29 protein-coding genes are annotated in these 26,807 nt (G+C 71.3%); 22 read left to right on the forward strand and 7 right to left on the reverse strand.

The window, feature by feature from the left end; genetic code table 11:
- Positions 1-16: 16 nt before the first annotated feature.
- A complete protein-coding gene (locus D3A60_RS13315) occupies positions 17-754 on the reverse strand; it encodes a hypothetical protein (RefSeq protein WP_119719259.1) in 738 nt (245 codons plus the stop codon).
- Positions 755-888: 134 nt separating this feature from the next.
- On the opposite strand from D3A60_RS13315, the gene D3A60_RS13320 reads away from it, so the two are divergent.
- The 3 genes from D3A60_RS13320 to D3A60_RS13330 are packed head-to-tail and all read left to right on the forward strand — an operon-like array spanning position 889 to position 3,397.
- Positions 889-2,001, forward strand: a complete 1,113-nt coding sequence (locus D3A60_RS13320; RefSeq protein WP_119719260.1) for a class I SAM-dependent methyltransferase — start codon at positions 889-891, stop codon at positions 1,999-2,001.
- Positions 1,998-2,708 carry a pseudouridine synthase gene (locus tag D3A60_RS13325; protein ID WP_119719261.1) on the forward strand — a complete coding sequence of 237 codons (711 nt, stop codon included), beginning with the start codon at positions 1,998-2,000 and terminating at the stop codon, positions 2,706-2,708. The genes D3A60_RS13320 and D3A60_RS13325 overlap by 4 nt, the downstream gene beginning before the upstream one ends.
- A gap of 5 nt (positions 2,709-2,713) precedes the next feature.
- The gene (locus tag D3A60_RS13330) at positions 2,714-3,397 is read left to right on the forward strand and encodes an HAD family hydrolase (RefSeq protein WP_407062792.1); all 684 of its coding nucleotides are present in this window, start codon (positions 2,714-2,716) and stop codon (positions 3,395-3,397) included.
- A 10-nt stretch (positions 3,398-3,407) separates the two neighbouring features.
- On the opposite strand, the gene D3A60_RS13335 is transcribed toward D3A60_RS13330, so the two are convergent.
- On the reverse strand, positions 3,408-3,947 hold the full coding sequence (locus tag D3A60_RS13335; RefSeq protein ID WP_119719262.1) for a DUF1415 domain-containing protein: 540 nt from the start codon (positions 3,945-3,947) through the stop codon (positions 3,408-3,410).
- Positions 3,948-3,980: 33 nt separating this feature from the next.
- Positions 3,981-4,463 carry a YajQ family cyclic di-GMP-binding protein gene (locus D3A60_RS13340; protein WP_119719263.1) on the reverse strand — a complete coding sequence of 161 codons (483 nt, stop codon included), beginning with the start codon at positions 4,461-4,463 and terminating at the stop codon, positions 3,981-3,983.
- A 262-nt stretch (positions 4,464-4,725) separates the two neighbouring features.
- Between D3A60_RS13340 and D3A60_RS13345 the strand changes: the two genes are divergently transcribed.
- The 5 genes from D3A60_RS13345 (at position 4,726) to D3A60_RS13365 (ending at position 8,996) form a co-directional block, all read left to right on the forward strand.
- Positions 4,726-5,448, forward strand: coding sequence for a hypothetical protein (locus D3A60_RS13345; protein ID WP_157981492.1), 723 nt, complete (start codon positions 4,726-4,728; stop codon positions 5,446-5,448).
- Between the two features lie 78 nt (positions 5,449-5,526).
- On the forward strand, positions 5,527-6,327 hold the full coding sequence (locus D3A60_RS13350) for a transporter (protein WP_119719265.1): 801 nt from the start codon (positions 5,527-5,529) through the stop codon (positions 6,325-6,327).
- A gap of 189 nt (positions 6,328-6,516) precedes the next feature.
- Complete coding sequence (locus D3A60_RS13355; protein WP_119719266.1) at positions 6,517-7,587, forward strand: NAD(P)-dependent alcohol dehydrogenase; 1,071 nt, start codon at positions 6,517-6,519, stop codon at positions 7,585-7,587.
- Between the two features lie 3 nt (positions 7,588-7,590).
- The gene (locus D3A60_RS13360) at positions 7,591-8,118 is read left to right on the forward strand and encodes a CcdC protein domain-containing protein (RefSeq protein WP_119719267.1); all 528 of its coding nucleotides are present in this window, start codon (positions 7,591-7,593) and stop codon (positions 8,116-8,118) included.
- Complete coding sequence (locus D3A60_RS13365) at positions 8,115-8,996, forward strand: DMT family transporter (protein ID WP_196778750.1); 882 nt, start codon at positions 8,115-8,117, stop codon at positions 8,994-8,996. The genes D3A60_RS13360 and D3A60_RS13365 overlap by 4 nt, the downstream gene beginning before the upstream one ends.
- 105 nt (positions 8,997-9,101) lie before the next feature.
- Here the strand turns inward: D3A60_RS13365 and D3A60_RS13370 are convergent, their stop codons facing one another.
- Entirely contained in the window at positions 9,102-9,752 is a 651-nt protein-coding gene (locus D3A60_RS13370) for an OmpW/AlkL family protein (RefSeq protein WP_119719268.1), read from the reverse strand.
- 304 nt (positions 9,753-10,056) lie between these two features.
- Between D3A60_RS13370 and D3A60_RS13375 the strand changes: the two genes are divergently transcribed.
- The 4 genes from D3A60_RS13375 (at position 10,057) to lpdA (ending at position 14,952) form a co-directional block, all read left to right on the forward strand.
- The gene (locus tag D3A60_RS13375; RefSeq protein ID WP_157981493.1) at positions 10,057-10,845 is read left to right on the forward strand and encodes a DUF2884 family protein; all 789 of its coding nucleotides are present in this window, start codon (positions 10,057-10,059) and stop codon (positions 10,843-10,845) included.
- A gap of 153 nt (positions 10,846-10,998) precedes the next feature.
- Positions 10,999-12,477 (forward strand): dihydrolipoyllysine-residue acetyltransferase, encoded by a 1,479-nt coding sequence (locus tag D3A60_RS13380; protein WP_119719270.1) that lies wholly within the window; start codon positions 10,999-11,001, stop codon positions 12,475-12,477.
- Positions 12,478-12,485: 8 nt separating this feature from the next.
- Positions 12,486-13,154 carry a hypothetical protein gene (locus D3A60_RS13385; RefSeq protein ID WP_231120518.1) on the forward strand — a complete coding sequence of 223 codons (669 nt, stop codon included), beginning with the start codon at positions 12,486-12,488 and terminating at the stop codon, positions 13,152-13,154.
- Positions 13,141-14,952, forward strand: coding sequence for a dihydrolipoyl dehydrogenase (lpdA, locus tag D3A60_RS13390; protein WP_119719271.1), 1,812 nt, complete (start codon positions 13,141-13,143; stop codon positions 14,950-14,952). Before D3A60_RS13385 ends, lpdA begins: the two co-directional genes overlap by 14 nt.
- 143 nt (positions 14,953-15,095) lie before the next feature.
- Here lpdA and D3A60_RS13395 read toward each other — a convergent pair whose 3' ends face one another.
- Positions 15,096-15,317, reverse strand: a complete 222-nt coding sequence (locus D3A60_RS13395; protein ID WP_119719272.1) for a DUF2061 domain-containing protein — start codon at positions 15,315-15,317, stop codon at positions 15,096-15,098.
- 344 nt (positions 15,318-15,661) lie between these two features.
- Here D3A60_RS13395 and D3A60_RS13400 point away from each other — a divergent pair, with 344 nt between their 5' ends.
- The 9 genes from D3A60_RS13400 (at position 15,662) to D3A60_RS13440 (ending at position 22,858) form a co-directional block, all read left to right on the forward strand.
- Complete coding sequence (locus tag D3A60_RS13400) at positions 15,662-16,015, forward strand: hypothetical protein (RefSeq protein ID WP_119719273.1); 354 nt, start codon at positions 15,662-15,664, stop codon at positions 16,013-16,015.
- A 43-nt stretch (positions 16,016-16,058) separates the two neighbouring features.
- Positions 16,059-16,856 (forward strand): F0F1 ATP synthase subunit A, encoded by a 798-nt coding sequence (gene atpB, locus D3A60_RS13405; protein WP_119719274.1) that lies wholly within the window; start codon positions 16,059-16,061, stop codon positions 16,854-16,856.
- A 77-nt stretch (positions 16,857-16,933) separates the two neighbouring features.
- Positions 16,934-17,230: a F0F1 ATP synthase subunit C gene (gene atpE / locus D3A60_RS13410; protein ID WP_119719275.1), complete on the forward strand. Its 297-nt coding sequence runs from the start codon at positions 16,934-16,936 to the stop codon at positions 17,228-17,230.
- A gap of 105 nt (positions 17,231-17,335) precedes the next feature.
- The gene (locus D3A60_RS13415) at positions 17,336-17,806 is read left to right on the forward strand and encodes a F0F1 ATP synthase subunit B (RefSeq protein WP_119719276.1); all 471 of its coding nucleotides are present in this window, start codon (positions 17,336-17,338) and stop codon (positions 17,804-17,806) included.
- 20 nt (positions 17,807-17,826) lie between these two features.
- Complete coding sequence (locus D3A60_RS13420) at positions 17,827-18,354, forward strand: F0F1 ATP synthase subunit delta (RefSeq protein WP_119719277.1); 528 nt, start codon at positions 17,827-17,829, stop codon at positions 18,352-18,354.
- Positions 18,355-18,431: 77 nt separating this feature from the next.
- Complete coding sequence (gene atpA, locus D3A60_RS13425; protein WP_119719278.1) at positions 18,432-19,982, forward strand: F0F1 ATP synthase subunit alpha; 1,551 nt, start codon at positions 18,432-18,434, stop codon at positions 19,980-19,982.
- Positions 19,983-20,060: 78 nt separating this feature from the next.
- Positions 20,061-20,924, forward strand: coding sequence for a F0F1 ATP synthase subunit gamma (atpG, locus tag D3A60_RS13430; protein ID WP_119719279.1), 864 nt, complete (start codon positions 20,061-20,063; stop codon positions 20,922-20,924).
- A 68-nt stretch (positions 20,925-20,992) separates the two neighbouring features.
- Positions 20,993-22,393: a F0F1 ATP synthase subunit beta gene (gene atpD / locus D3A60_RS13435; protein ID WP_119719280.1), complete on the forward strand. Its 1,401-nt coding sequence runs from the start codon at positions 20,993-20,995 to the stop codon at positions 22,391-22,393.
- Between the two features lie 39 nt (positions 22,394-22,432).
- Positions 22,433-22,858 (forward strand): F0F1 ATP synthase subunit epsilon, encoded by a 426-nt coding sequence (locus D3A60_RS13440; RefSeq protein WP_119719281.1) that lies wholly within the window; start codon positions 22,433-22,435, stop codon positions 22,856-22,858.
- 82 nt (positions 22,859-22,940) lie between these two features.
- Here the strand turns inward: D3A60_RS13440 and D3A60_RS13445 are convergent, their stop codons facing one another.
- On the reverse strand, positions 22,941-23,324 hold the full coding sequence (locus D3A60_RS13445; RefSeq protein WP_119719282.1) for a GtrA family protein: 384 nt from the start codon (positions 23,322-23,324) through the stop codon (positions 22,941-22,943).
- Entirely contained in the window at positions 23,321-25,309 is a 1,989-nt protein-coding gene (locus tag D3A60_RS13450; RefSeq protein WP_119719283.1) for a hypothetical protein, read from the reverse strand. Before D3A60_RS13450 ends, D3A60_RS13445 begins: the two co-directional genes overlap by 4 nt.
- 109 nt (positions 25,310-25,418) lie before the next feature.
- Between D3A60_RS13450 and glmU the strand changes: the two genes are divergently transcribed.
- Positions 25,419-26,789, forward strand: coding sequence for a bifunctional UDP-N-acetylglucosamine diphosphorylase/glucosamine-1-phosphate N-acetyltransferase GlmU (gene glmU / locus D3A60_RS13455; RefSeq protein ID WP_119719284.1), 1,371 nt, complete (start codon positions 25,419-25,421; stop codon positions 26,787-26,789).
- The last annotated feature ends 18 nt before the right edge of the window (positions 26,790-26,807 follow it).

The raw sequence follows: 26,807 nt of genomic DNA on the forward strand, positions 1-26,807 counted from the left end.
CGGTGCGGCGTCGCGCTCAGCGGCGCATGCGCAGCCACAGCGTCTGCGCGAGCAGCACCGCGGCGATCGCGACCGCGACCCAGGCGGCGGTGTCGGCGCCGGCCAGCGACGAGGCCGACTGCTGCATGTACACGCCCGCCAGGCCCCACAGGCCGGCCAGCGTGTAGCCCACGCTGCCGCGCAGGCGCTGGTTGACCGCCAGCAGCAGCGCCGCGGCCAGCGCGAACAGCACCAGGCTCCAGCCCAGCATCGCGTCGGTCGGCAGCAGCCGGTACGCGACGATGACCTGCGCGGTGTTGAGGAACGCGGCCAGCGACAGCCAGCCGGCGTGCAGCGCCGTCGGGAACGCGGCCCACCAGCCCTGGCCGGGCGACGGCGCCGGGTCGCGCGCGATGCGGATCGCGGCGACCGCCAGCGACGCCAGCGCGCCCCAGATGATCGCCAGCGCCAGCCAGAACAGCTGCTGCGAGAACACCGGCATCCACGCCGCGGTCAGCGCGAAGCCGAGCGCGGCCGGCAGGCGCGCGCGGTCGAGGCCGCTGCCGGCCGCGTCGCGCGCGCGCAGCTGCTGCACGCCGAACACCACGTCGAGCAGGAAGATCAGGCCCCAGATCGCGAACGCGTAGCCGGCGGCGACCAGCAGGGTCGGGTACTGGTTCGACACGGTGCCGTTGTCGGGGCCGAAGGTGCCCGAGTTCGACAGCCACGCCACGACGGGCATCAGCAGGGACAGTAGCAGGACGAGCAGGCGCATCGGGAAATCTCCTTGTCGTGGGACCGGGTGTCGGCCGGGCATCGGCCCGGGGCCGCACCATCCGCTACCTGAATGCGGCTCGGCGTGAAGAAGGCCCCGCGTACCATACGCGTCCCTTCGTACCGCGAGCCCCCATGACCGTCGAGATCGACGACGTCGCCCTGCAGGCCCTGCTGCTGCCGTTCGCCGACGGCCTGCTGCCGTGGCCGGAGGCCTCCGGCGCGCCAGGCGCCGGCCCGGGCCGCGTCCTGTTCCTGCGCGCCCGCGACGGCTGGCCGCTGCACCAGCGCCCGCTGCCCGGGCTGGTGTGCGAGCAGGGCTTCAAGCCGCAGGTCGATGCGCTGCGCCGCTCCGGGCTGGCGGTGGTCGAACCCGACGCCCCCGCCGACGACGCCCGCTACCCGCTCGTGCTGCTGCTGCCGCCGCGCCAGCGCGACGAGGCGCGCGCGCTGTATGCGCAGGCCGTGGCGCGCTGCGCGCCGGGCGGCCGCGTGGTCGCGGCGCTGGCCAACGACGAGGGGGCCAAGTCCGGCGAGGCCGACCTGCGCGCGCTGGCCGGCCCGGTCGGCAGCCTGTCGAAGCACAAGTGCCGGGTGTTCTGGACCGCGCCGCTGGCCGACCAGGTGGACCCGGCGCTCGCGGCCCAGTGGGCGCGCCTCGACGCGCCGCGTCCGATCCTTGGCGGGCGCTTCACCAGCCGCCCCGGCGTGTTCGCGTGGGACCGCATCGACCCGGCGTCGGCGCTGCTCGCCGCGCACCTGCCGGCCGATCTCGCCGGCCGCGCGGCCGACCTCGGCGCCGGCTACGGCTACCTCGCCGCCGAGCTGCTCGAGCGCTGCCCGCGCATCGCCTCGCTGGACCTGTACGAAGCCGAGCACCGCGCGCTCGAACTGGCCCGCGCCAACCTCGCGACGCACGCGGGGACGCGGCCGATCGGCTTCCACTGGCACGACGTGACCGCCGGCATCGACAGCGCGTACGACGTGATCGTCACCAATCCGCCGTTCCACGCGCACGGCCGGCACGAGCGCCCGGACCTCGGCCGCCGGTTCATCGCCGTCGCCGCGCAGGCGCTCGCCCCGGGCGGTCGCCTGTGGCTGGTCGCCAACCGCCACCTGCCGTACGAGTCCGCGCTGGACGCCAACTTCGGCAGCGTGCGCACGGTCGCCCAGCAGGGCGGCTTCAAGGTCGTCGAAGCGGTCAAGGCCGCGCGCCCCGCCGCCCGCACGACCGGGGCGCGGCGGTGAAGCTGGTCAAGCTGATCGCCAACCTCGGCTACGGCAGCCGCAAGGAGGTCGCCGCGATGTTCCGCGACGGCCGCATCACCGATGCCGAGGGCGAGGTGCTGTATGCCGACGACCGGGTCGAGCACGACGCGATCCGCGTCGACGGCGCGCCGCTCGACCCGCCGGCCGGGCTCGCGCTGATGCTGCACAAGCCGACCGGCTACACCTGCTCGACCAAGGACCCCGGCCGCGTCATCTACGACCTGCTGCCGTCGCGCTACCGGCTGCGCTCGCCGCTGCTGTCGCCGGTCGGTCGGCTCGACCGCGACACCAGCGGCCTGCTGCTGATGACCGACGACGGCCAGCTGCTGCACCGCATCGTGTCGCCGAAGTCGCACCTGCCGAAGGTCTACGAGGCCACGCTGGCCAGCGACCTGCGCGGCGACGAGGCCGCGGTGTTCGCCGGCGGCACGCTGATGCTCGAGTCGGAGAAGACCCCCTTGGCCCCGGCCACGCTCGAGGTGCTCGGCCCGCGCCGGGCGTGGCTGACGCTGACCGAGGGCCGCTACCACCAGGTGCGGCGGATGTTCGCCGCGGTCGGCAACCACGTCGAGGCGCTGCACCGGCCGCGGATCGGCGGCCTCGCGCTCGACGACCTGCCCGCGGGGCAGTGGCGCGCGCTCGGCGCTGCCGACCTGCAGCGGCTGTTCGAAAGCGCCGTCCCGTGAGGCGGCTGGACGCGTTCGACGCACCGGCGATCGGGTTCGCGCCCGAGGCGGTGCTGTTCGACATGGACGGGCTGATGATCGAGAGCGAGCGCGCGCTGCTCGAGTGCTGGCGCGCGGCGGCGAGTGACCTGGCGCTCGACCTCGACGACGCGCTGTGGCTGTCGATGGTCGGCCTGCACGACCGCGCCTGCCTGGACCTGCTGCACGCGCGGCTCGATCCGGCGCAGGTCCACGCGCTGGTCGACGGCGCGAACGCGCTGTACGAGGTGCGCGTGCACGCGGGCCTGCCGCTGAAGCCCGGTGTGTTCGAGCTGCTCGGCGTGCTGCAGGGGCGCGGGCTGCCGTGCGCGGTGGTCACGTCGACCCGGCGCGAGCGCGCCCTGTTCAAGCTCGAGCGCTGCGGCCTGCTGGCGCATTTCCGCGACGTCGTCACCGGCAGCGACGTCGAGCACCCGAAGCCGGCGCCGGACATCTACCGGCTGGCGGCGCAGCGGCTCGGCGTCGATCCGGCACGCTGCGTCGTGCTCGAGGATTCCGCGCCCGGCGTGCGCGCGGCGCTGGCGGCCGGGATGACCCCGATCCAGGTGCCCGATCTCGTCCCGCCCGACGACGGCGTGCGCGCGCTCGGCCACCGGATCGTCGAGTCGCTGCGCCATGCGCGCGTGCTGATCGAACCCGCGCTGACCTGACGCGCCGCGCTCAGTCGGCCAGCAGCCGGCGCCAGCCGTCGAGGCCGAGCCGCTCCAGCGTCGCCAGGTTCCGGCTCACGATCACGTCCGGGTCCGGGTACGCCGCGACGGCCCGGTCGATGCTCGCCTCGCGCAGCAGGTGCAGGGTCGGGTACGGCGCGCGATTGGTGCAGTTGCCCGGGTCGTCGGCACTGGTGCCGGCGAACACGTAGTCCGGATGGAAGCTGGCGACCTGCAGCTCGCCGGCCAGGTCCATCGACTCGACCAGCGCGTCGGCGACGTCGAGGAAGTCGTTGTAGTCGAGGAAGTCGACCAGCACGCGCGGATGCACGATCAGCGTGGTGTCGATCGCGTCCGGGTCGGCGTCGCGCAGCAGCGCCAGCTCGCGCGCGAGGTCGTCGCGCAGCGCCTGCGGCGTCGTCGCGTCGCTGAGCACGAAGCGGACCTGGTCCTTGACCGTCACCGCCTTGGCGAACGGGCACAGGTTCAGGCCGATCACCGCGCGTTCGAGCCAGCGGCGGGTGTCGGCAATCGGATCGTGCGTGGCCATCGGAAGCGGGTCGGCGCGGCGCGGCCGGCCTCGTCAGTCGCGGAAGTTGTCGAACTGCAGCGGGCGCTCGAACTCGGCCGCGCGCAGCACCGCGATCGCCGCCTGCAGGTCGTCGCGCTTCTTGCCGTTGACGCGCAGCTTGTCGCCGTTGATCTGGCTGTCGACCTTGAGCTTGGCGTCCTTCAGCGCGGACTGGATCTTCTTCGCCAGCTCGCGTTCGATGCCCTGCTTGACCGTGACCTTCTGCCGCGCGCCGGCGAGATTGGTCTCGACGTCGCCGAATTCGAGGCAGCGCACGTCGATGCCTCGCGCAACCAGCCGCGCGCGCAGGATGTCGTTGAGCTGCTTGAGCTGGAAGTCGCTCGGCGCCGACTGCGCGATGACGCCGTCGTCGAGCTCGAACTTCGCGTCGACGCCCTTGAAGTCGAACCGCGTCGACAGCTCGCGGTTGGCCTGGTCGACGGCGTTGGTCAACTCGTGCTGGTCCACTTCGGAAACGATGTCGAACGAGGGCATGGCGGCGGTGAACGGTGACGGGGCGCGCAGCGTAGCGCATCGCGGTCGAATTGGCCGACAGGCGGTAATTGCAGGGCTGGCGGGTACTTACGTGTCGCTGAAGTGGGAGCGCGGTCACGCGGCGCGCCGGTCACCGCAATCGCGGATGAACGCGAGCCTGAACACACGGAACCTCGACGCCGCTTGCGCCTAGCATCCGGTCCCAGCCGCGCTGGCGGCCCGTTCCGTGAACCACCCTTCCACTGCAGAAAGGACCATGCACATGACCACTTCCATGAAGCTGCTGCCGCTCGCGCTTGCCGCGGCGCTGTTCACGATGACCCCGGTGCTGGCGCAGGACGCCGGCGACGACGCGATTGTCGCCGAAGCCACCGTGCCCAAGGCCAAGCTGGTCGACCGCTACACCGATCTGGCCGGCTCCCCCGAAGCGGCCGCGGACCTGGTGTCCGACCTGCGCAGCGGCGGCGACTTCGTCGTGCTCGAGGAGGTCACCACCACCACGACCAATCCCGATGGCACGACCACGACGACCACGTCGACGGTCGAGCGCACCATCGTCAACCCGAACGGCCCGATGGGCTGGGGCGAGGTCAACATCACCCTGTCGCTGGCGCAGGCGCTGGTCGATGCCGGCACCGCGCCCGACCTGCAGTCGGCGCTGACCGGCGTGACGACCACGACCACCAACCCGGACGGCACCACGACGACGACGACCAGCGGCGGCGTGCTGGCGATGCGCGCCGACGGCATGGGCTGGGGCGCGATCGCCAAGGAGATGGGGTTCAAGCTCGGCAGCCTGATCAGCGCGGGCAACCGCAACGAGGCCGCCGCGGCGGCCAAGGCCGAGCGCGCGACCGGCAAGGCCGAGCGTGTGACCGGGAAGCCCGAGCGCGTCGCCAAGGTCGAGCGCCCGGAGCGTCCGGCCAAGATCGACCGCCCGGAGCGCCCGGAGCGTCCGGCCAAGCCCGAGCGCGCCGGCCGCTGATCGCCGGGCCTGCCCGCATGTGATTCCGACGGGCGCCGCGCGGCGCCCGTCGTCTTGTCCACCGTCCAGGAATATCCAATGAAGCGTTCTGTCCTTTTCGGCGCCCTGCTGCTCGCAGCCGGCGCTTCGCACGCGGCCGACGGGTTCAACCTCGGCGTCGGCGTCGACTACAGCAGCGGTGACTACGGCACCGAAACCACCACCAAGATCCTGTCTGTGCCGGTGACGGCGAAGTACACCGCCGGCGCGTGGACCTACAAGGCGAGCCTGCCGTGGGTGCGCGTCGAGGGCGACCCGAACGTGGTGCCGGGCCTCGGCGGCGTGCTGAACCTCAACCCGAACCGCCGTGGCCGCGGCGGCCTGATCGGCGGCGGTGCGCAGGAGCCGGTCGAACCCGGCACCGAGTCGGGCATCGGCGACCTGCGCCTGGCGGCGACGTACAGCGTCGACACCGGCGGTCCGCTCGGCGTCGACCTGACCGCGAACGCCAAGATCGCCACTGCCGACGAGGACAAGGGCCTGGGCACCGGCGCCAACGACTACGGCGTGGCGGTCGACCTGTACCGCGACTTCAGCGGCACGCTGCTGTTCGGCGGCGTCGGCTACACGCTGCTGGGCGACTCGGACTTCATCGACGTCGACTCGGTGTTCAACGCCAACGTCGGCGCGAGCTGGCGCGTGGGCGAGGGCAACAGCCTCGGCCTGATGTACGACTACCGGCAGCCGGCCTCCGACGACGCCGACGACCGCAGCGAGATCACCGGCTTCTACAGCTTCCCGACCGGCGAGCGCACGAAGATGCAGGTCTACGCCGTCGGCGGCCTCAGCGACGGCAGCCCCGATTGGGGCGCGGGCGTGAGTCTGTCGACCGGGTTCTGATCCGCACTAATTAGCGATTACTTTCCAATCCTCGCCCCCGGGCGCAGTGATTTGCTTCGGCGGCCTTCGGGCCGCCTTTTTTCTGCAGCGCCACGAATGGGGCGGAACGCCGCGTCCCGCGGGCCGGCGCCATGGCGCGGTCGACGCGGGGCTAGACTGCCGGTCCCCCCGAACGACCGGAGCCGCGCCATGCTCAAGACCCCCGCCTACGCCGCCGCCAGCGCGACGTCACCGCTGGCGCCGCACACGATCGAGCGCCGGGAGCCCGGTCCGCGCGAGGTGCTGATCGAGATCCTGTACTGCGGCGTGTGCCACTCGGACATCCACCAGGCCCGCGACGAATGGGGCGGCTCGATCTTCCCGATGGTGCCGGGCCACGAGATCGTCGGCCGCGTCGCACGCGTCGGTGCGCAGGTCACCGGCCTGCAGCCCGGCCAGCACGTCGGCGTCGGCTGCTTCGTCGACTCGTGCCGCACCTGCCCGCAGTGCACGGCCGGCGAGGAGCAGCACTGCGACTTCGGCATGAGCGGCACGTACAACAGCTACGAGCGCGACGCCAACCACCGCTTCGACCGCAGCCGCCCGACCTACGGCGGCTACTCGACCCACATCACCGTCGACCAGGACTACGTCCTGCGGATCCCCGACGGCCTGCCGCTGGACCGCGCTGCGCCGCTGCTGTGCGCGGGCATCACCACGTACTCGCCGCTGAAGCGTTTCGGCGTGACCGCGGGCCACCGCGTCGCCGTGGTGGGCCTCGGCGGGCTCGGGCACATGGCGGTCAAGCTGGCGGTGGCGATGGGCGCCGAGGTGACGGTGCTCAGCAGCAGCGAGTCCAAGCGCGGCGACGCGCTGGCGCTGGGCGCACACCACTTCGCCGCGACCCGCGACCCGGCCACGTTCGAAACGCTGGCCAAGTCGTTCGACCTGATCGTCGACACCGTGTCGGCCGCGCACGACTACAACGCCTATCTGTCGCTGCTGAAGTTCAACGGCGCGATGGTGCTGCTCGGCATCCCGGAACCGTCGGCGGTCGCCGCCGGCGCGCTGGTGATGCAGCGGCGCACGCTGACCGGCTCGCTGATCGGCGGCATCCGCGAGACCCAGGAGATGCTCGACTTCTGCGCCGCGCACGGCATCGCCTCCGACATCGAGCTGATCGGGATCGACCAGATCAACGAGGCCTACGAACGCATGCTCAGGGCCGACGTGCGCTACCGGTTCGTGATCGACATCGCCAGCCTGCGCGACGCCGCCTGACCGATGCCGCTGCTGCTCCTGCTGCCGCTGCTGGCGCTGTGCCTGGTGGCGCTGGTGATCGCGCTGCTGCCGCTGTCGCTGTGGCAGCGCTATCGCCGCGGCCACGCCCGGCGCCGCGCGGTCGGCTGGGCGGTCGGCGTCAACGCCTGGGCGTCGCTGGTCGCGCTGGCGCTGTTCGCGGCCAGCGCGGCGGCGTCGGCGCTGTGGATCGATGGCGCGCTGGTGCACGCGGCCGGCGGCGTCGCGGCGGGCGCGGTGCTCGGCACGGTCGGGTTGTGGCTGACCCGGTTCGAGCACGACGGCGCGCAGCTGCACTACACGCCGAACCGGCTGCTGGTCGCGGCCCTGACCCTGCTCGTGGCGGCGCGCATCGCGGTGGCGCTGTGGCGCTCGGCGCACCTGGGCGACGCCGCGCCGGCGCCGTGGTGGCTGCAGCCGGCCACGCTGTTCTCGACCGGCGGCGCGCTGCTCGGCTACGCCAGCGCGTACGCGTGGGGCGTGCGCCGGCGCCTGCGCGGCGGGTCGGCATGACCGCGGCGGCGTCGTCGCGCGCGGCGATGCTGTCGATGCTGGTGGCCGTCGCGCTGTTCGCGCTGATGGACGCCGGGCTCAAGCAGCTGACCGCCGACTACGGGGCGTTCCAGGTCGCCGCGCTGCGCGGACTGTCGTCGCTGCCGTTCGTGCTGCCGTGGGCGCTGTGGCGCGGCGGCGTGCGGCCGCTGCTGCGCGTGCGCTGGCCGCTGCACGCACTGCGCGGCGTGCTTGGCGTGGTGATGATGGTCGGCTTCGTCTACGCACTGCGCGGGCTGCCGCTGTCGACCGCGTACTCGCTGTTCTTCGTCGCGCCGCTGCTGGTCACCGCGCTGTCGGTGCCGATCCTCGGCGAGCGCGTCGGCCCGCGCCGCTGGACGGCGATCGCCATCGGGCTGGTCGGCGTCGTCGTGCTGCTGCGCCCGACCGGCGACGGCCTGCTGAGCCTGTCGGCGCTGGCGGTGATCGCCTCGGCGCTGGCCTACGCGATCGGCACGCTGCTGGTGCGGGTGCTCGCACGCACAGACAGCACCGAATCGATGATGGTCTGGCTGATGGTGTCGATCGCGCTGGGCTCGACGCTGCTGGCGTGGCCGCAGTGGGTGCCCGTCCGCGGCGAGCACCTGTGGCTGATCGCCGGGGTCGGCCTGTCGGGGGCGCTGGCGCAGTACGCGATCACCGAGGCGTTCCGTCGCGGCGAGGCGTCGCTGATCGCCCCGCTCGAGTACACCGCGCTGGTCTGGGGGGTGCTGCTCGACCTGACGCTGTGGGGCGTGCTGCCGGACGGCGTGACGTGGATCGGGGCCGGCATCATCGTCGCCAGCGGCCTGTACCTGCTGCGGCGCGAGCGCGTGCACCTGGTGTCCGAGCACCCCTGACGTTCGACGAACGGCGCGCAAAAAAAAGCGGGCCCCGCTCAGGGGCCCGCATGCGCACGGGGGAGAGAGATCCGGTGCGCGTTGCTCGTGGTGCGCGTTACTGGATCAGAAGCGCGCGCCGACGCCGACGCCGACCACGACCGGGTTGAGCTCGGCCTCACCGGCGTTGATGCCGTTGAGCTTCACGTCCGAGTTGCCCTGCAGGTAGCGGGCGTCGGCGCGGGCGAACCACGTCGGCGTGATGTTGACGTCGACGCCGACCGTCGCCATCGCGCCCTTGGCGGTCTCGATGCCGATGCGCTGGCCGGCCAGCGGGCCGGTCGGCTCGGCGGTCTCGTTGTCGAAGTTCTGCTCGTAGTAGCCCAGGCCCACGAACGGACGCACGGCCTGCGAGCCGTCGCCGAAGTGGTACTGGCCGCTCAGCGCGTACGGCTGGGCGTTGACGCTGCCGGCCTTGCCGGCGGCCGTGTTGACGCGGTGGCCGAACTTGTCGGCCGCGCCCCAGGCCTCGACCGCGATGTTCGGGGTCGCGTACCAGGTGGCGCTCAGCGTCGCGGCGCCGTCGCCATCGACCTGCGCGCGGGTGCCGGCGATCTCGGGATTCTTGGTCGGCTCGGACAGCGCGTAGCCGCCGACCACGGCGAAGCGCTTGTCGCCCGCGGTTTCGCCGTCCTGCGCGTACGCGACAGGGGCCAGCGCCAGCGCGCCCATCAGGGCAAGGGGCAAACGACGGGACAAGTGGGGAAGACGGATCATGGTGAACACTCCTCGTTCTTGGTTTGGTGCCTTCGCAGGCCGGGCCACCGTAGGAAGCCGTGCATGAACGCTTCTTGGCCCGGCGGTCGTGCACGTGGAACTTCCGCGCTTGAAATCCTGCAGGCCCCGTCGTTGAAGGCTTTCGCGCATGAATCGCGAATGACCGCCGCCGATCGCGCGCGATCGACGGCGTGAAGGGCACATGCAGGAACCGTTTCAAAGCAGCGCGCCGAACGGCATCGCGCCGCGACGCGATTCGCGTCAACATGCCGTCACCGACCGTCGGCCATCCAAGGGGTTTGCCATGCACCTCGCATCCCGCCTGTCCCTCGCGCTGCTGGTCGCCCCCGGCGTCGCCGGCGCCGCAGGCACCGCGCTGGCCGGTGACGATGCCGATGCCGCGAGCTGCCGCGTCGACAGCGACTACGCACTGTCGGTCAGCGAGCGCAGCGTGGTGTTCACCCGCGACGACGCGACGCCCAAGGCCGTCGTGATGCGCCAGGGCCGGCTGTTCGTCGACGGGCGCTGGCGCGAGCTGTCGCCGGCCGACCGCGCGCGGGTCGAGGCGTTCGAGCGCGGCGCGCGCGAGGCGATGCCGGAGGCGCAGCAGCTCGGCCGCGACGCCGCGGACATCGCGTTCGCGGCGCTGTCGGAGGTCGCCGCCGGCTTCAGCAGCGATCCGGCGGCCGCCCAGGCCCGCTACGCGAAGGTGCGCGCGCAGCTCGACGCGCGACTGGCGCGCTCGGTGACCGCCACGCACTTTTCCGCCGACGAGCTCGGCCGCGGCATTGCCGAGGCGGTCGGCGAGGTCATCCCGAGCCTGCTCGGCGACATCGTCGGCGGCGCGATCAGCGCCGCCTTCAGCGGCGACGCCTCGCGCCTGCAGCGGCTGGAGCAGCTCGACGCGCAGATCGAGGCGCAGGTGCAGCCGCGGGCAAAGGCGCTGGAGCAGCGCGCACAGGCGCTGTGCCGCCGCATGCAGGCGCTCGACGCGCTCGACGATGCGCTCGAGCTGCGCATCGACGAGCGCCCGCTGGACCTGATCGAGGCCGACGCGCCGGCCCCGGCGCCCGCGCCGACGCCATCGCCCTGAGCCGAGCGGGGCGGTCGCGGGGCGGCGCCCCGTGCGCGGCGGTGCAAATCCGCGCTGCATACGTATTCCCGGCGGCGATACCGTGCCGTATCCGGTTGGCGTGCGGGGGAACTGCGGCCACAATGGGTTTTTTCGCGCATTGCGGAGCCCCACATGGCTGAGCTGAAGGAAGCACGCGTCCCCGACATCGGCGGCTACGACGGCGTGCCGGTGATCGAGGTGCTGGTCAAGGTGGGCGACACGGTGTCGCAGGACCAGGGGCTGGTCACGCTCGAGTCGGACAAGGCGACGATGGAAGTGCCCGCGCCGTTCGCCGGCGTCGTGCGCGAGCTGAAGGTCAAGCTCGGCGACGAGCTGGCCGAAGGCAGCGTGGTCGCGCTGATCGAGCCCAGCGACGCGGCCGCGCCCGCCGGCGGTGCGCCGAAGGCCGATGCAGCCAAGGCCAACGCACCTGCCCCGGCCGCCGCGCCCGCCGCTTCGGCTGCGCCCGCAGCGGCGACGGTCGCCACGTCCGAAACCGGTGCCAAGGTCGAACCGGTCGCACCGTCCGCGCAGCCGGACAAGCTCGCGCAGCGCGAGATCGTCGCCGCCGCACCGCTCGCCGGGGCCACCTCGGCGATGGACCCCGAAGCGATGCCGCCGAGTTCGCCGCCGGTCGCGTTCACCGCCGACGAACTGATGCCCGACAAGGTGCCGTATGCGAGCCCGGCGGTGCGCCTGTTCGCCCGCGAGCTCGGCGTCGACCTGATGCAGGTCGCCGGCAGCGAGCGCGGCGGCCGCATCAGCAAGGAAGACGTGCAGAAGTTCGTCAAGGGCGTGCTCTCGGGCGGCGCGGTGTCGGCCGGCGCGGCCGCCGGCGGCACCGGCCCGTCGCTCGGCGGCGGCTTGAACCTGCTGCCATGGCCGAAGGTCGACTTCGCCAAGTTCGGCCCGGTGCAGACGCGCGAGCTGACCCGCATCCAGAAGCTGTCCGGCGCGAACCTCGCCCGCAACTGGGCGATGATCCCGCACGTCACCCAGCACGACGACGCCGACATCACCGAGCTCGAAGCGCTGCGCGTCTCGCTCAACAAGGAGAACGCGGCATCGGATAAGAGCGGGGCCGGCGTCAAGCTGACCATGCTCGCGTTCCTGATGAAGGCGGTGGTGACCTGCCTCAAGCAGTACCCGAACTTCAACGCGTCGCTCGACGGCGACCAGCTGGTGCTCAAGCAGTATTTCCACATCGGCTTCGCCGCCGACACGCCGAACGGGCTGGTCGTGCCGGTGCTGCGCGACGTGGACCGCAAGGGCGTGCTGCAGATCGCGCAGGAGACGTCGGAACTGGCCAAGAAGGCTCGCGACGGCAAGCTCGGCCCGGCCGACATGCAGGGCGGCTGCTTCTCTATCAGCTCGCTCGGCGGCATCGGCGGCACCAGCTTCACGCCGATCGTCAACGCGCCGGAGGTGGCGATCCTCGGTGTGTCGAAGTCCGCCATCAAGCCGGTGTGGGACGGCAAGCAGTTCGCGCCGCGCCTGCTGCTGCCGCTGTCGCTGAGCTACGACCACCGGGTGATCGATGGCGCGGCCGCGGCGCGCTTCACCGCCACGCTCGGCCAGCTGCTGGCCGACATGCGACGCACGCTGCTGTGACAGCGCCCTTGCGCACGGTCGCCGCGACGCTGTGCGTCGCGCTGGCGGCGCTCGCATCGCCCGCCGCGCGCGCGGCCGACGACTGCGCGATCGCGCTCGGCCGCGGCTGGCCGCCGGCCACCGAGAACCACGGCGCGGCCGTCGAGCGCCTGCTCGACGGCGGCCTGACCCCGGCGCTGCGGCTGACGAGGTTGCCGGCGTTCGCGACGGAAAGCGGCGTGCTGCTGATCCCGGGCGAAGGCGAGGGCGACTGGACGCTGCGCGTGGCCGAGGCCGACGACCGCGTATCGCGCTGGTCCGGCGGCCGCCTGGAGCTGCGCGTCGACCAGACGCCCGATGCGGAGGAGGTGCCGATGCCGGCACCGCTCGCGCGTCGCCTCGTCGATGCGTGGCAGCGCACGTTCACCGCGCTGGTGCCGGCCGACCGCCCCGCGGCGTTCCACGAAGGCCCCAGCTCGTTCGCCGTCGGCGACCTGCGCGTCAGCGGCCTTGAGCCCGAATGCGGACCCGGGCAGCTGGTGATGGCGCAGGTCGAGCTGCTGGTCGAGGCCAGCGAGGACGGCGACGAACGCCGAGCGCGCCGCTGGGCCGAGCTGGCCGCATCGATCGACGAACTCGAACAGACCCTGGCCGGCCTCGCCGGCGGCGATGCAGGAGAGGCAAATGGCAACGATTGAGGTCAAGGTCCCGGACATCGGCGGCTACGACGACGTCCCGGTCATCGAGCTGCTGGTCAAGGTCGGCGATACCGTCGCCAAGGACCAGGGGCTGGCGACGCTCGAGTCCGACAAGGCCACGATGGAGGTGCCGTCGTCGGCCGCCGGCGTCGTCAAAGAGCTGAAGGTCAAGCTCGGCGACACGGTGTCCGAAGGCAGCGTGATCGCGGTGCTCGAGGCCGAGGCCGCCGACGCACCCGCGGCGCCCGCCCCGGCGAACGCTGGGACGCCCGCGCCGGCACCGGCGGCGCCGCCCGCCGCGACCGTCGTAGCGAAGGCCCCCGCTGCGACAAGCGCGCCGACCGGCGCGCCGCCGAGCGGACGCCAGGCCGACATCGAATGCCGTCTGGTCGTCCTCGGCGCCGGTCCCGGTGGCTACACCGCCGCGTTCCGCGCCGCCGATCTGGGCCTGGACACGGTGCTGGTCGAACGCCACGACACCCTCGGCGGCGTCTGCCTCAACGTCGGCTGCATTCCGTCGAAGGCGCTGCTGCACGCCGCCGCGGTGATCGACGAGGCCGCGCACGCGGCCGACTTCGGCGTCGAGTTCGGCGCGCCGAAGATCGCGCTCGACAAGCTGCGCGGCTACAAGGAGAAGGTCGTCGGGCAGTTCACCAAGGGCCTGGCCGGCATGGCCAAGCAGCGCAAGGTGCGCAGCGTGCAGGGCGTGGCGAAGTTCGTGTCCGCGCACGAGCTCGAGGTCACCGGTGCTGACGGCAAGGCCCAGCTGCTGCGCTTCGAGCAGTGCATCATCGCCGCCGGCTCGCAGGCGGTGAAGCTGCCGGCATTCCCGTGGGACGACCCGCGCGTGATGGACTCGACCGATGCGCTCGAGTTGAAGGACGTGCCGAAGAAGCTGCTGGTGGTCGGCGGCGGCATCATCGGCCTGGAGATGGCGACGGTGTACCGCGCCATCGGCAGCGAGGTCACCGTGGTCGAGTTCATGGACCAGCTGATGCCCGGCGCCGACAAGGACCTGGTCAAGCCGCTGGCCGACCGCCTGAAGAAGCAGGGCGTCGCGATCCACCTCAAGACCAGGGCCGCCGGCGTCGAAGCCGGCAAGAAGGGCCTGACCGTTTCGTTCGAAGGCGCCGACGCCGACAGCGCCGCCGTGCCGGCGCCGATGACGTTCGATCGCGTGCTCGTCGCGGTCGGCCGATCGCCCAACGGCGGCAAGCTCGACGCGGACAAGGCGGGCGTGCAGGTGACCGAGCGCGGCTTCATCCCGGTCGACCGTCAGATGCGCACCAACGTGCCGCACATCTTCGCGATCGGCGACCTCATCGGCCAACCGATGCTCGCGCACAAGGCGACGCACGAAGGCAAGCTCGCGGCCGAAGTCGCCGCCGGCGAGAAGCGCGAGTGGGTCGCGCGCGTGATTCCGTCGGTGGCCTACACCGATCCGGAGATCGCCTGGGTCGGCGTCACCGAGAACGAGGCCAAGGCCAAGGGGCTGCACGTCGGCGTCGGCAAGTTCCCATGGGCGGCGTCGGCGCGTGCGGTCGGGGTCGGGCGCGGCGAGGGCTTCACCAAGCTGCTGTTCGACGAAAAGACGCATCGGATCATCGGCGGCGCGATCGTCGGCAAGCACGCCGGCGACCTGATCGCCGAGGTGGCGCTGGCGATCGAAATGGGCGCCGAGGCCGGCGACATCGGCCACACGATCCACCCGCACCCGACGCTGAGCGAATCGGTCGCGATGGCGGCCGAGGTCTACGAAGGCACGATCACCGACCTCTACATTCCCAAGAAGAAGTAGCCGGTCGCACGAAAAAGCGAAGCCCCGACCGGGCCGGTCGGGGCTTCGTGAGGCCCGCCGCGATACTGCAGGCCGACGAGGAGAGAGTGGCGGCAGGCGTCCAGTAGGTCCGACCGGGCGGCTGCGAAAAGGTTCCGCGCCGGCTACAGCGGCAGTGCACTGGGGCCGGAGGCCCCATTCAGGGCCGCCGCGCGGCGCAGCTCGATGCGCTTCCAGACCTTCTCGTGCAGGTGGAACGCGACGGTGTTGCAGGCCGGCTCGACCAGCGCCAGCGCGCCGCCGACCCACACACTGCCGGTCATCAGGTAGCCAACTGCGAACGCCACGGTGAAGTGCACGCCGGCGAAGCTGAGGGTCTTGGTCATGTCGCGCTCCTCGCAGGGATCGACCCGAGTCTCCCTGTCCGCGGCTCCGGGGGCCAATCGAACGTTTGCCGCCGGGCGATAGGAAGGACCTATCGATTTACCCCGGACCCGTGGCGGCGCGCGCATTACCTGCGCGGTCATTCACCGCCACGGCCAGCGCGGACACAGTGGCGGCATGCCCGGCAGCCCGACCGCGTTTGACCCGACCGCAGCGCGCGCCGTCACGCGACTCGCCGTGACCCCCGGCGGTTGCCCGGAATGCTCACGCGTTCTATACTTTTGCGGCTCCACCGGGCGCTTTTGCGTCCCCTCCCCAGACCGACGAGACCCGCGTGCACGATCCCTTGTCCGCAGGCCGACGGCTGGCGTCGCGCGCGACTGCCTGGCAGGCCGCGGCGACGGCCCTGGCCGCGCTGGCCTGCCTGCCGTTCGGCGCGCCGTCCGCGCTGGCCGCGGCGGTCGGCGGCGGGGCGATCGTGGCGGGCGGCGCGGCGTCGGCGCGGTACGCGTTCGGCGGCGGGGTGCAGTCCGGCAACGCGGCCATCGGCCGGCTGCTGGCGGCGGTGGTGCTGAAGTGGTTGGTGGTGCTCGGAATTCTGGTGCTCGGCTTGGCCGCGCTCAAGCTCCCCGCGCTGCCGCTGGTGCTCGGGGTCGTGGCTGCACTGGCTGCGCTGGCCCTGTCCGCGCTGCGGCGATGACGGCGGCGATCGACAACACATTCATCTCGAAGGTTCAGGACACATGGCGGGCGAGCAAGAACTGACTCCGACCAGCTACATCCAGCACCACCTGCAGAACCTGACGGCATCGGTCGGCGAGGGTGGCTTCTGGACCCTGCACGTCGACACGCTGGTGACGTCGGTGCTGATGGGGCTGCTGATCGTCGTCGCCTTCTGGACGGCCACGCGCAACGCCACTGCCGGGGTGCCGGGCAAGTGGCAGGCGTTCGTCGAGATCTGCCTGGAATTCGTCGACAAGCAGGCCCGCGACACGTACCACGGTTCCAGCAAGCTGGTGACGCCGATCGCGATCACGCTGTTCTTCTGGATCCTCATGATGAACCTGCTGAAGATGATCCCGGCGGACTTCATCGCGCTGCCGCTGGAAGCCCTCGGCGTGCCGTACTGGAAGCCGGTGCCGACCGCCGACGTCAACGCGACGCTGGGCATGTCGATCAGCGTGTTCTTCCTGATGCTGTTCTTCGCGCTGCGGGCCAAGGGCCTGGGCGGCTTCACCAAGGAATTCCTGACGGCGCCGTTCGGCAAGTGGATGGTCCCGTTCAACCTGATCCTCAACATCGTCGAGTGGCTGAGCAAGCCGATTTCGCTGGCGATGCGACTGTTCGGCAACATGTTCGGCGGCGAGATCGTGTTCCTGCTGATCTGGGTGCTGGGCGGCGCGGGCATCATCGGCGCCCTCGCCGGCGGCGCCTTCGGCCTGGGCTGGATGCTGTTCCACCTGCTGGTCATCCCGCTGCAGGCGTTCATTTTCATGATGCTGTCGATCGTGTACCTGAGCCTGTCGGAAGACGCGCACTGACGCTGTCGGCTTCGGCCACCGCTTTTCGATTCACCCTTCGTCGTTTCAATCCTTAAGCACTCGTTTCGGAGACAACCATGGAAATCCTTGCCCACCTCGCTTCGGTTCAGGCCTCCACCGTTCTGGCCGTCGGCATCATGATCGGCCTCGCCGCCCTCGGCGCCGGTATCGGCCTGGCCATCATGGCCGGCAAGTTCCTGGAGTCGGCCGCGCGCCAGCCGGAGCTGATCCCGGTCCTGCAGGTCCGCATGTTCATCACCGCCGGCCTGATCGACGCCGCGTTCATCATCACGGTTGCCGTCGCGCTGCTGCTGGCGTTCGCCAACCCGCTGGCCTCGGCGCTGCTGGCCGAAGCCGGCCGCCTGGCCGGCTGATCCAGCCCGGCTGACGGTGCGGGCCGGTTTGCCGGCCTGCACCACGGTTGAAGGAACGGGCACGGCGACGTGCCCCCTCCCGTCACCTCTGGCAGAGCCCACGTAATGAACATCGGTCTGACCCTATTTGCCCAGGCGCTGGCGTTTGCCGGTCTGATCTGGATCATCGCGACCAAGATCTGGCCGCCGATGATGAACGCCATCGAAGAGCGCCAGAAGAAGATTGCCGAAGGCCTCGCGGCCGCCGACAACAGCCAGCGGGCGCTGGCGCAGGCGCAGGAAACGGCCGACGCCGAACTGCGTGCCGCACGCGTCAAGGCCAACGAGATCATCGAGCAGGCCCACGCCCGCGCGAACCAGATCGTCGACGCCGCCAAGGACGACGCGATCGCCGAAGCCAACCGCCAGAAGGCGCTGGCCGAGGCCGAGATCGTCGCCGCCTCCAACCGCGCCCGCGAGGACCTGCGCCGGCAGGTGTCGTCGCTGGCCGTGAGCGGCGCCGAGAAGCTGCTCAAGCGCGAGATCGATGCCAACGCCCACAAGGCGCTGCTCGACGAGCTCGCGGCCGAAATCTGAGCCAGACGAAGAGCTGATCGATGACCCAGGCCCTGACCCTCGCCCGTCCGTACGCCCGCGCCGCGTTCGCGCTCGCCCGCGACGCCGGCAACGCGTCCGCGTGGTCGCAGGCGCTCGCCTTCGCCGCGCGCGTCGCCGCCGACCCGCAGGTGCACAGCCTGCTGGGCAACCCGCAGCTGGCCAGCGCCGACGCCGTCGGGCTGCTGGTGATCGACGGCGCCGACGAGAACATGACCCGCTTCCTCGCGCTGCTGGCCGACAACCGTCGCCTGCCGCTGCTGCCGGAGATCGCGGGCCTGTTCGAGGACCTGCGCGCGGAGGCCGACCGCATCGTCAAGGCGCGCGTCACCGCGGCCAGCGAACTGCCCGCGGCCGAGCTCGAGACGATCCGCGCCGCGCTGAAGAAGCGTTTCGGCCGCGACGTCGAGATCGAGACGGCCGTGGACGCATCGCTGATCGGCGGCGCCGTGATCGACGCCGGCGACGTGGTCATCGACGGTTCGCTGAAGGGCAAGCTCGCGCGCCTGCAGTCCGCGCTCGCCAGTTAATTTTGAAATCGTAGGGTGGGCTCCAGCCCACCATCACGTGCGGCGGGCTTGAGCCCGCCCTACCTCGGGAAACAAAGATGGCCACCACGCAGCTCAACCCGTCCGAAATCAGCGACCTGATCAAGACCCGCATCGAGAAGGTCAAGCTGGCCGCCGAGGCGCGCAACGAAGGCACCGTCACGTCCGTGTCCGACGGCATCGTGCGCATCCACGGCCTGGCCGACGTGATGCAGGGCGAAATGATCGAACTGCCGAACGCCACCTACGCGCTCGCGCTGAACCTGGAGCGCGACTCGGTCGGCGCCGTGGTGCTGGGCGACTACGAGCACGTGCGCGAAGGCGACGTGGCCAAGACCACCGGCCGCATCCTCGAAGTGCCGGTCGGTCCGGAGCTGCTCGGCCGCGTGGTCAACGCGCTGGGCGAGCCGATCGACGGCAAGGGCCCGATCGGTGCCTCGCAGACCGCGCCGGTCGAGCGCGTCGCCCCGGGCGTGATCTGGCGCAAGTCGGTCGACCAGCCGGTGCAGACCGGCTACAAGTCGGTCGACTCGATGATCCCGATCGGCCGCGGCCAGCGCGAGCTGGTCATCGGCGACCGCCAGACCGGCAAGACCGCGCTGGCGATCGACGCGGTGATCAACCAGAAGGGCACCGGCATCAAGTGCGTGTACGTCGCGATCGGCCAGAAGGCCTCGACCGTGGCGAACATCGTGCGCAAGCTCGAAGAGAACGGCGCGCTGGCGCACACGATCGTCGTCGCCGCCACGGCGTCGGAGTCGGCCGCGATGCAGTACATCAGCGCCTACGCCGGCTGCACGATGGGCGAGTACTTCATGGACCGCGGCGAAGACGCGCTGATCGTGTACGACGACCTGTCCAAGCAGGCCGTCGCGTACCGCCAGATCTCGCTGCTGCTCAAGCGCCCGCCGGGCCGCGAAGCCTACCCGGGCGACGTGTTCTACCTGCACTCCCGCCTGCTCGAGCGCGCCGCGCGCGTGTCCGAGGAGTACGTCGAGAAGTTCACCAACGGCGCCGTGACCGGCAAGACCGGCTCGCTGACCGCGCTGCCGATCATCGAGACCCAGGCCGGTGACGTGTCCGCGTTCGTGCCGACCAACGTGATCTCGATCACCGACGGCCAGATCTTCCTCGAGACCGACCTGTTCAACGCCGGCATCCGCCCGGCCGTGAACGCCGGCATCTCGGTGTCGCGCGTCGGCGGCGCGGCCCAGACCAAGATCATCAAGAAGCTCTCGGGCGGCATCCGCATCTCGCTGGCCCAGTACCGCGAGCTCGCCGCGTTCGCGCAGTTCGCCTCGGACCTCGACGAAGCCACCCGCAAGCAGCTCGAGCGCGGCCAGCGCGTCACCGAGCTGATGAAGCAGAAGCAGTACGCGCCGATGCCGATCGCGCTGCAGGCGCTGTCGATCTACGCGGTCAACGAGGGCTACCTCGACGACGTGCCGGTCAACAAGGTGCTGGCGTTCGAGGACGGCCTGCACGCGCACTTCGCCAACACCCAGGGCGAGCTGCTGGGCAAGATCAACGCCTCGGGCGCGTGGAACGACGAGATCGAGGCCACGTTCAAGGCCGGCATCGCCGAGTTCAAGAAGACCGGTACCTGGTAAGGCACAGCGTGGGCCCCGGCCCACCGTTGCAAGGCTGGATCGAACGGCGGGCCCGGGCCCGTCCTACCGAGAAGAGAAATGGCTGGCGGACGCGAAATCAAAACCAAGATCAAGAGCGTGCAGAACACCCGCAAGGTGACGCGCGCGCTCGAGATGGTCTCGGCCTCCAAGATCCGCAAGGCGCAGGACCGGATGAAGGTCTCGCGCCCGTACGCGCGCGTCATGAAGCAGGTCATCGGCCACCTGGCCCAGGCCAACGCCGACTACCAGCATCCGTACATGGTCGAGCGCAGCACCGTGAAGCGCGTCGGCTACGTGATCGTCTCGTCCGACCGCGGCCTGGCAGGCGGCCTCAACAACAATCTGTTCCGCAAGCTGCTCGGCGAGTTCCGCAAGTGGCAGGAGCAGGGCGTCGAGATCGACGTCGTCACCATCGGTCAGAAGGCCTCGGTGTACTTCCGCCGGCTCAAGGTCAACATGCGCGCCTCGGTCACGCACCTGGGCGACCAGCCGAAGCTCGAGCAGATCGTCGGCGTGGTCAAGGTGATGCTCGACGGCTACACCGCCGGCGAGCTCGACCGCGTGTTCGTCTGCTACAACGATTTCGTCAACACGATGACCCAGCGCGCGGCGTTCGACCAGCTGCTGCCGCTGCCGCCGTCGGAGACGCAGGTCGCCAAGCATGACTGGGACTATCTGTACGAGCCCGACGCGCAGACCGTGCTCGACCACGTGCTGACCCGCTACATCGAGTCGCTGGTCTACCAGGCCGTGCTCGAGAACGTCGCCTCCGAGCACGCCGCGCGCATGGTCGCGATGAAGGCCGCCTCGGACAACGCGAGCAAGCTGATCGGCACGCTGCAGCTGGTCTACAACAAGGCCCGCCAGGCGGCGATCACCCAGGAAATCTCGGAAATCGTCGGCGGCGCCGCGGCGGTCTGAGCCAAACGCATACGCGCGGGCGCCATCCGGCGACCGCGACCCAGAATTAAAGTTACGAGGAAACAACCATGAGCCAGGGCAAGATCGTTCAGATCATCGGTGCCGTCGTCGACGTCGAGTTCCCGCGCGGGTCGGTGCCGAAGGTGTACGACGCGCTGAAGGTCGAGAACACCGAGATCACGCTGGAAGTGCAGCAGCAGCTCGGCGACGGCGTGGTCCGCACGATCGCCCTCGGCTCGACCGACGGCCTCAAGCGCAACCTGGTGGCCAACAACACCGGCAACGCGATCTCGGTGCCGGTCGGCGCCGGCACGCTGGGCCGCATCATGGACGTGCTCGGTCGCCCGATCGACGAGGCCGGCCCGGTCGACGCCTCGGCGCACTGGGAGATCCACCGCGCCGCGCCGTCGTACGAGGACCAGTCGTCCTCGACCGAGCTGCTCGAGACCGGCATCAAGGTCATCGACCTGATGTGCCCGTTCGCCAAGGGCGGCAAGGTCGGCCTGTTCGGCGGCGCCGGCGTCGGCAAGACCGTCAACATGATGGAGCTGATCAACAACATCGCCAAGGCGCACTCGGGCCTGTCCGTGTTCGCCGGCGTGGGCGAGCGTACCCGCGAGGGCAACGACTTCTACCACGAGATGAAGGACTCCAACGTCCTCGACAAGGTCGCGATGGTGTACGGCCAGATGAACGAGCCGCCGGGCAACCGCCTGCGCGTCGCGCTGACCGGCCTGACGATGGCCGAGTACTTCCGCGACGAGAAGGACGCGTCGGGCAAGGGCAAGGACGTGCTGCTGTTCGTCGACAACATCTACCGCTACACGCTGGCCGGTACCGAAGTGTCGGCGCTGCTCGGCCGCATGCCGTCGGCGGTGGGCTACCAGCCCACGCTCGCCGAGGAAATGGGCGTGCTGCAGGAGCGCATCACCTCGACCAAGTCCGGCTCGATCACCTCGATCCAGGCCGTGTACGTGCCCGCGGACGACCTGACCGACCCGTCGCCGGCGACGACCTTCGCCCACCTCGACGCCACCGTCGTGCTGCCGCGAAACATCGCCTCGCTGGGCATCTACCCGGCGGTCGACCCGCTCGACTCGACCTCGCGCCAGCTCGACCCGAACGTGATCGGCAACGAGCACTACGACGTCGCGCGCAAGGTCCAGGCGACGCTGCAGAAGTACAAGGAGCTCAAGGACATCATCGCGATCCTGGGCATGGACGAGCTGTCGGAAGAGGACAAGCAGGCCGTGTCGCGCGCGCGCAAGATCGAGCGCTTCTTCTCGCAGCCGTTCCACGTGGCGGAAGTCTTCACCGGCTCGCCGGGCAAGTACGTCTCGCTCAAGGACACGATCCGCGGCTTCAAGGGGATTGTGGAAGGCGAGTACGACCACCTGCCGGAGCAGGCGTTCTACATGGTCGGCGGCATCGAGGAAGCGGTCGAGAAGGCCAAGAAGATCACCGGCTGATCGCCGCGACCTTCGACCGAACGACCTGAGGAACCTTAGATGGCCACCACGATCCGTTGCGACATCGTCAGCGCCGAGCAGGAGATCTTCCACGGCGAGGCGACCCTGGTGGTCGCCACCGGCGAGCTCGGCGAGCTCGGCATCGCGCCGAAGCACGCGCCGCTGATCACCCGCCTAAAGCCGGGCAAGGTCGTGGTGACCCTGCCCGACGGCGAGCAGCTGGACTTCGCGATCTCCGGCGGCATCCTCGAGGTGCAGCCGACCGTCGTGACCGTGCTGGCCGATTCGGCCGTGCGCGCGCAGGACATCGACGAGGCCGCCGTGCGCGCCGCCAAGGAAGAGGCCGAGCGCATCCTCGCCCGCAAGGACGAGAAGATGGATATCGCCGAGGCGCAGGCGCGACTGGCCGAATCGCTGGCCCAGCTGCAGGCGCTCGAGCGCCTGCGCAAGAACATGAAGCACTGAGCGCGGCCCGCTCCGCGGTATCGAACGCCGGCCTCGTGCCGGCGTTCTCGTTTCGCGGCGTCGCTTCGGCGCGCGCCGTCGCTCAGCGCCGGTAGACCCAGTGGCGCGAGGCGAGGAAGCCGAACAGGCCGAGCGCGAGCTCGACCGCCGGCTTCGCCGCCCAAGCCCACTTCAGGCCGAGGCGGTCGTCGATCTCGTGCATCGCCACCGTGCTCAGCGCGGTCGTCACGAGCCACATCGCGAGGAACCGTGCCGCTTGGCGCCGTCCGACCCGCGTGTCGTCGCCGGCGAACGTGATCCAGCCGTTGAGGGTGAAGCCGAGCAGCGCGCCGCTGATGCGGCCGGCGATGTTGGCCGCCTCGACCGGCGCGCCGGCGTAGCTGACCGCAACCATCACGCCCCAGTCGACCAGCCACTGCACCACGCCGATCGCCAGGTAGTGGCCCCCCTGCCGCGACAGGCTCATTCCGCGCGCTCCGCAGGCAGGCGCCACCACTCGGCCTCGCCGACCGTGCGGACGCGGCGGGCGCCGGCGAGCGCGAGCGCGCTGCGCTGCGCGGGGGTCAACTCCGCGGGCCGCACGATCAGCGCCGCGATCGCGTTCGCCCGCCACGCCGCAACCCACGCCGCGCCGCTGGCGTCGCCGTCGGCGGCCACGCGGATCGCCTCCCAGCGCGGGTCGTACCACGCCGTCGTGCGGCCGCCCGTGCCGAGCTCGGCGTAGGCCGGGTTCGACGCCGACAGCACGAGCACGCGGCCGTTCGCGTCGCCGACGGCGCGCGCCTGGGCGATCAGCACGCGCTCGGGGACGTAGCGCGCCAGCAGCGGCGCGTCGCGGCCGAGCGCGCCGACGCTGCGCTTGACCGCCCCGGTGTGCAGCATCCACTGCGCGTTGCCCTGGTGCGCCAGGTTCACGAAGCACACCGCGATCAGCAGCCACGCGCCGGCGCGCGGCGACAGCCGCGCCTGCACCGCCAGCGCGAGCGCCGGCAGCAGCAGCACGAGCCCGGGGTAGGCGTAGCGCGCGTACTGCAGGCCGGCCAGTGGGATCGCCATCGCCGCGATCGCGCACGCGGCGAGCGCGCGGCTGCGCCGGTCGGACAGCGCCAGCAGTGCGGAGCCGGCCAGCGCGATGAGTACGAAGCCGAAGCCGCCGTCCCAGCCTTCGAGGTACTGCGACGTGTCGAACGTCATCCGCCACGGCAGCAGCGCATCGAATCCGGCACGCCAGCGCGCGTCGTCGAAATCGACCGGCGCGAAGAACGGCGAACGGAACGTGCCGTTGAACAGCGGCAGCACCGGGTTGCCGGCGACCGCCCACGCGTACGTGTAGCTCGACCCGGCGACCACGACCGCAAGCGGCGCTGCCAGCGCCAACGCGACCGGTGCCCGCAGGAAGTCCGCGCGGTGCCGCCAGGCCGCCCACGCCAGCAGGGGCAGTGCCGCTGCCGCGTGCACGAGCTTCAGCCCGAGCAGCAGTCCGAACAGCAACGCGCCCAGCCACAGGCAGCGCTGCGGTCGAGCATCGGGGCGCTCCGACACCAGCACGGCCAGCCACAGCGTCGCCGCGGTGGCCGCGGTCTCGGTCTGCATGCCGGCCTGCAGCGCCGCCGTCAGCGGCAGCGACGCGAACAGCGCTATCGGCGCCCAGCGCATCGCGCCGGTCACGCCGATTGCGGTCGCCAGCCGCCACAGCGCCGCGCACGACAGCAGCAGCCAGGCCACGTTGAGCGGCCCGCGCGCCTCCGTGCGGGCGAGCACCTGGGCCACGCCGTGCAGCGCGTCGCTCGCCCATGCGGCCAGCGCCCACACCTGCGGCGACGGATCGAGTGCGTAGCGGCCGTCGCGCATCAGCTGCCACGGCAGGGCGAGGTGGTAGGCGACGTCGTCGTACTGCATCGTCGGCAGCCACGCGCCGGCCGACGCCAGCCCGGCCAGCGTCACCGCCCCCGCGGCCGCACGCGGGGAGGCCGCGACGGCCTCGCGCCACGCCTGGCGCAGCGTGCCGACCTGCGTCCACAGCGCCTGTCGACGCCACGCCACCAGCGCGAGCAGCACCGGCGCGTATAGCCACAGCCGGTGGACCGGCAGCGGCAGCAGCCAGCCGACCGCGCCGGCGATCACCGCCAGCCCGGCGACCGCGCCCGCCAACGAGCGCTGCGGCCCGGTGAGCGCCGTGCCGATCGCCGCGGCGGCCCCGAGCAGCAGCGCGACCGCCAGCACCGGCAGCGGTCCCCACATCGCCACCAGCGCGATCAGCCACACCGCCGCGAGCGCGCTCGCCCACGGCATCCCGCGCCAGCGCACCAGCGGCCACGCCAGCAGCGCGACCAGTGCCGCAAGCGCCAGCGATTCGCCGAAGCGGCCCCACGGCAGCACCGACCACATGCGATGGGCGATCCAGCCGGCCGCGCACGCGATCGCGCCCGCCCACAGAAGCCAGGCGTGCAATGAACGAGGGGCGGGTGGTGCAGCGGCGGAATTCGGCACCGCGGAATCCTACCAGCGCGTCCACGGCTAGAATCCGATACTCGCTCGCCCACGCACCTCTGGAGCCCGCATGGCCGCACCGCTGCACGTCGTCATCCTCGCCGCGGGCGAGGGCAAGCGCATGAAGTCCGCGGTGCCGAAGGTGCTGCAGAAGATCGCCGGCAGGCCGATGCTCGGCCACGTCATCGACACCGCCCGCTCCCTGGCGCCGGCCGGCATCCACATCGTCTACGGCCACGGCGGTGACGACGTGCGCGCGGCGTTCGCCGACCAGACCGACCTGCACTGGGCCGAGCAGGCCGAGCGCCTGGGCACGGGCCACGCGGTGCAGCAGGCGATCCCCGGCGTGCCGCCGGACGCGCGCGTGCTGGTGCTGTACGGCGACGTGCCGCTGATCGCCGCGCCGACGCTGCAGCGCCTGCTCGAGGCCCCCGGCCGGCTCGCGGTGCTGGTGGCGGACCTGGCCAATCCGACCGGCTACGGGCGCATCGTGCGCGATGCCGAGGGCCGCGTCGGCAGGATCGTCGAACACAAGGACGCCACCGACGAGCAGCGCGAGATCCGCACCGTCAACACCGGCATCCTCGTCGCCGACGGGGAGCCGCTGCGCCGCTGGCTGCAGCACCTGGGCAACGACAACGCGCAGGGCGAGTACTACCTGACCGACGTGTTCGCCGCCGCGGCCGAGGAGTTCAACGCGGCCGAGATGGTGCACGTGTTCGAGCCGATGGAGGTCGAAGGCGCCAATGACGCATGGCAGCTGGCGCAGCTCGAGCGCGCGTTCCAGCTGCGCGCCGCGCGCGTGCTGTGCCTGCAGGGCGCACGGCTGGCCGATCCGGCGCGCTTCGACCAGCGCGGTCGCGTGACCGTCGGCCACGACGTCGAGATCGACGTCGACGTGGTGCTCGAGGGCGAGGTCGACCTCGCCGACGGCGTGCGGATCGGCCCGTTCTGCCGGCTCAAGGACGTCCGGCTCGGCCCGGGCACCGAGGTGCGCGCGCACTGCGACCTCGACGGCGTCGTGGTCGAGGGCGCCGCGCAGATCGGGCCGTTCGCGCGGCTGCGGCCGGGCACGGTGCTGGCCGACGGCGTGCACATCGGCAACTTCGTCGAGACCAAGAACGCGCGGCTGGGCGTGACCAGCAAGGCCAACCACCTCAGCTACCTCGGCGATGCGCTGATCGGCGCGGGCGTCAACGTCGGCGCCGGCACGATCACCTGCAACTACGACGGCGCCAACAAGTCGACCACGACGATCGAGGACGGCGCGTTCATCGGCTCGAACTCCTCGCTGGTGGCCCCGGTGACGGTCGGACGCGATGCGACGATCGCCGCCGGCACGGTGCTGACCCGGCCGGCGCCTCCCGGCCAGCTGACCGTGGCGCGCGTGCGCCAGAGCACCGTCGAGGGCTGGCAGCGGCCGCAGAAGAAGCCGCGCTGACGCCTCCCTGCGCAACCC

Origin of the sequence: Cognatilysobacter tabacisoli, assembly GCF_003586305.1 — a bacterium.
GTDB classification, from domain to species: Bacteria; Pseudomonadota; Gammaproteobacteria; order Xanthomonadales; family Xanthomonadaceae; genus Cognatilysobacter_A; species Cognatilysobacter_A tabacisoli.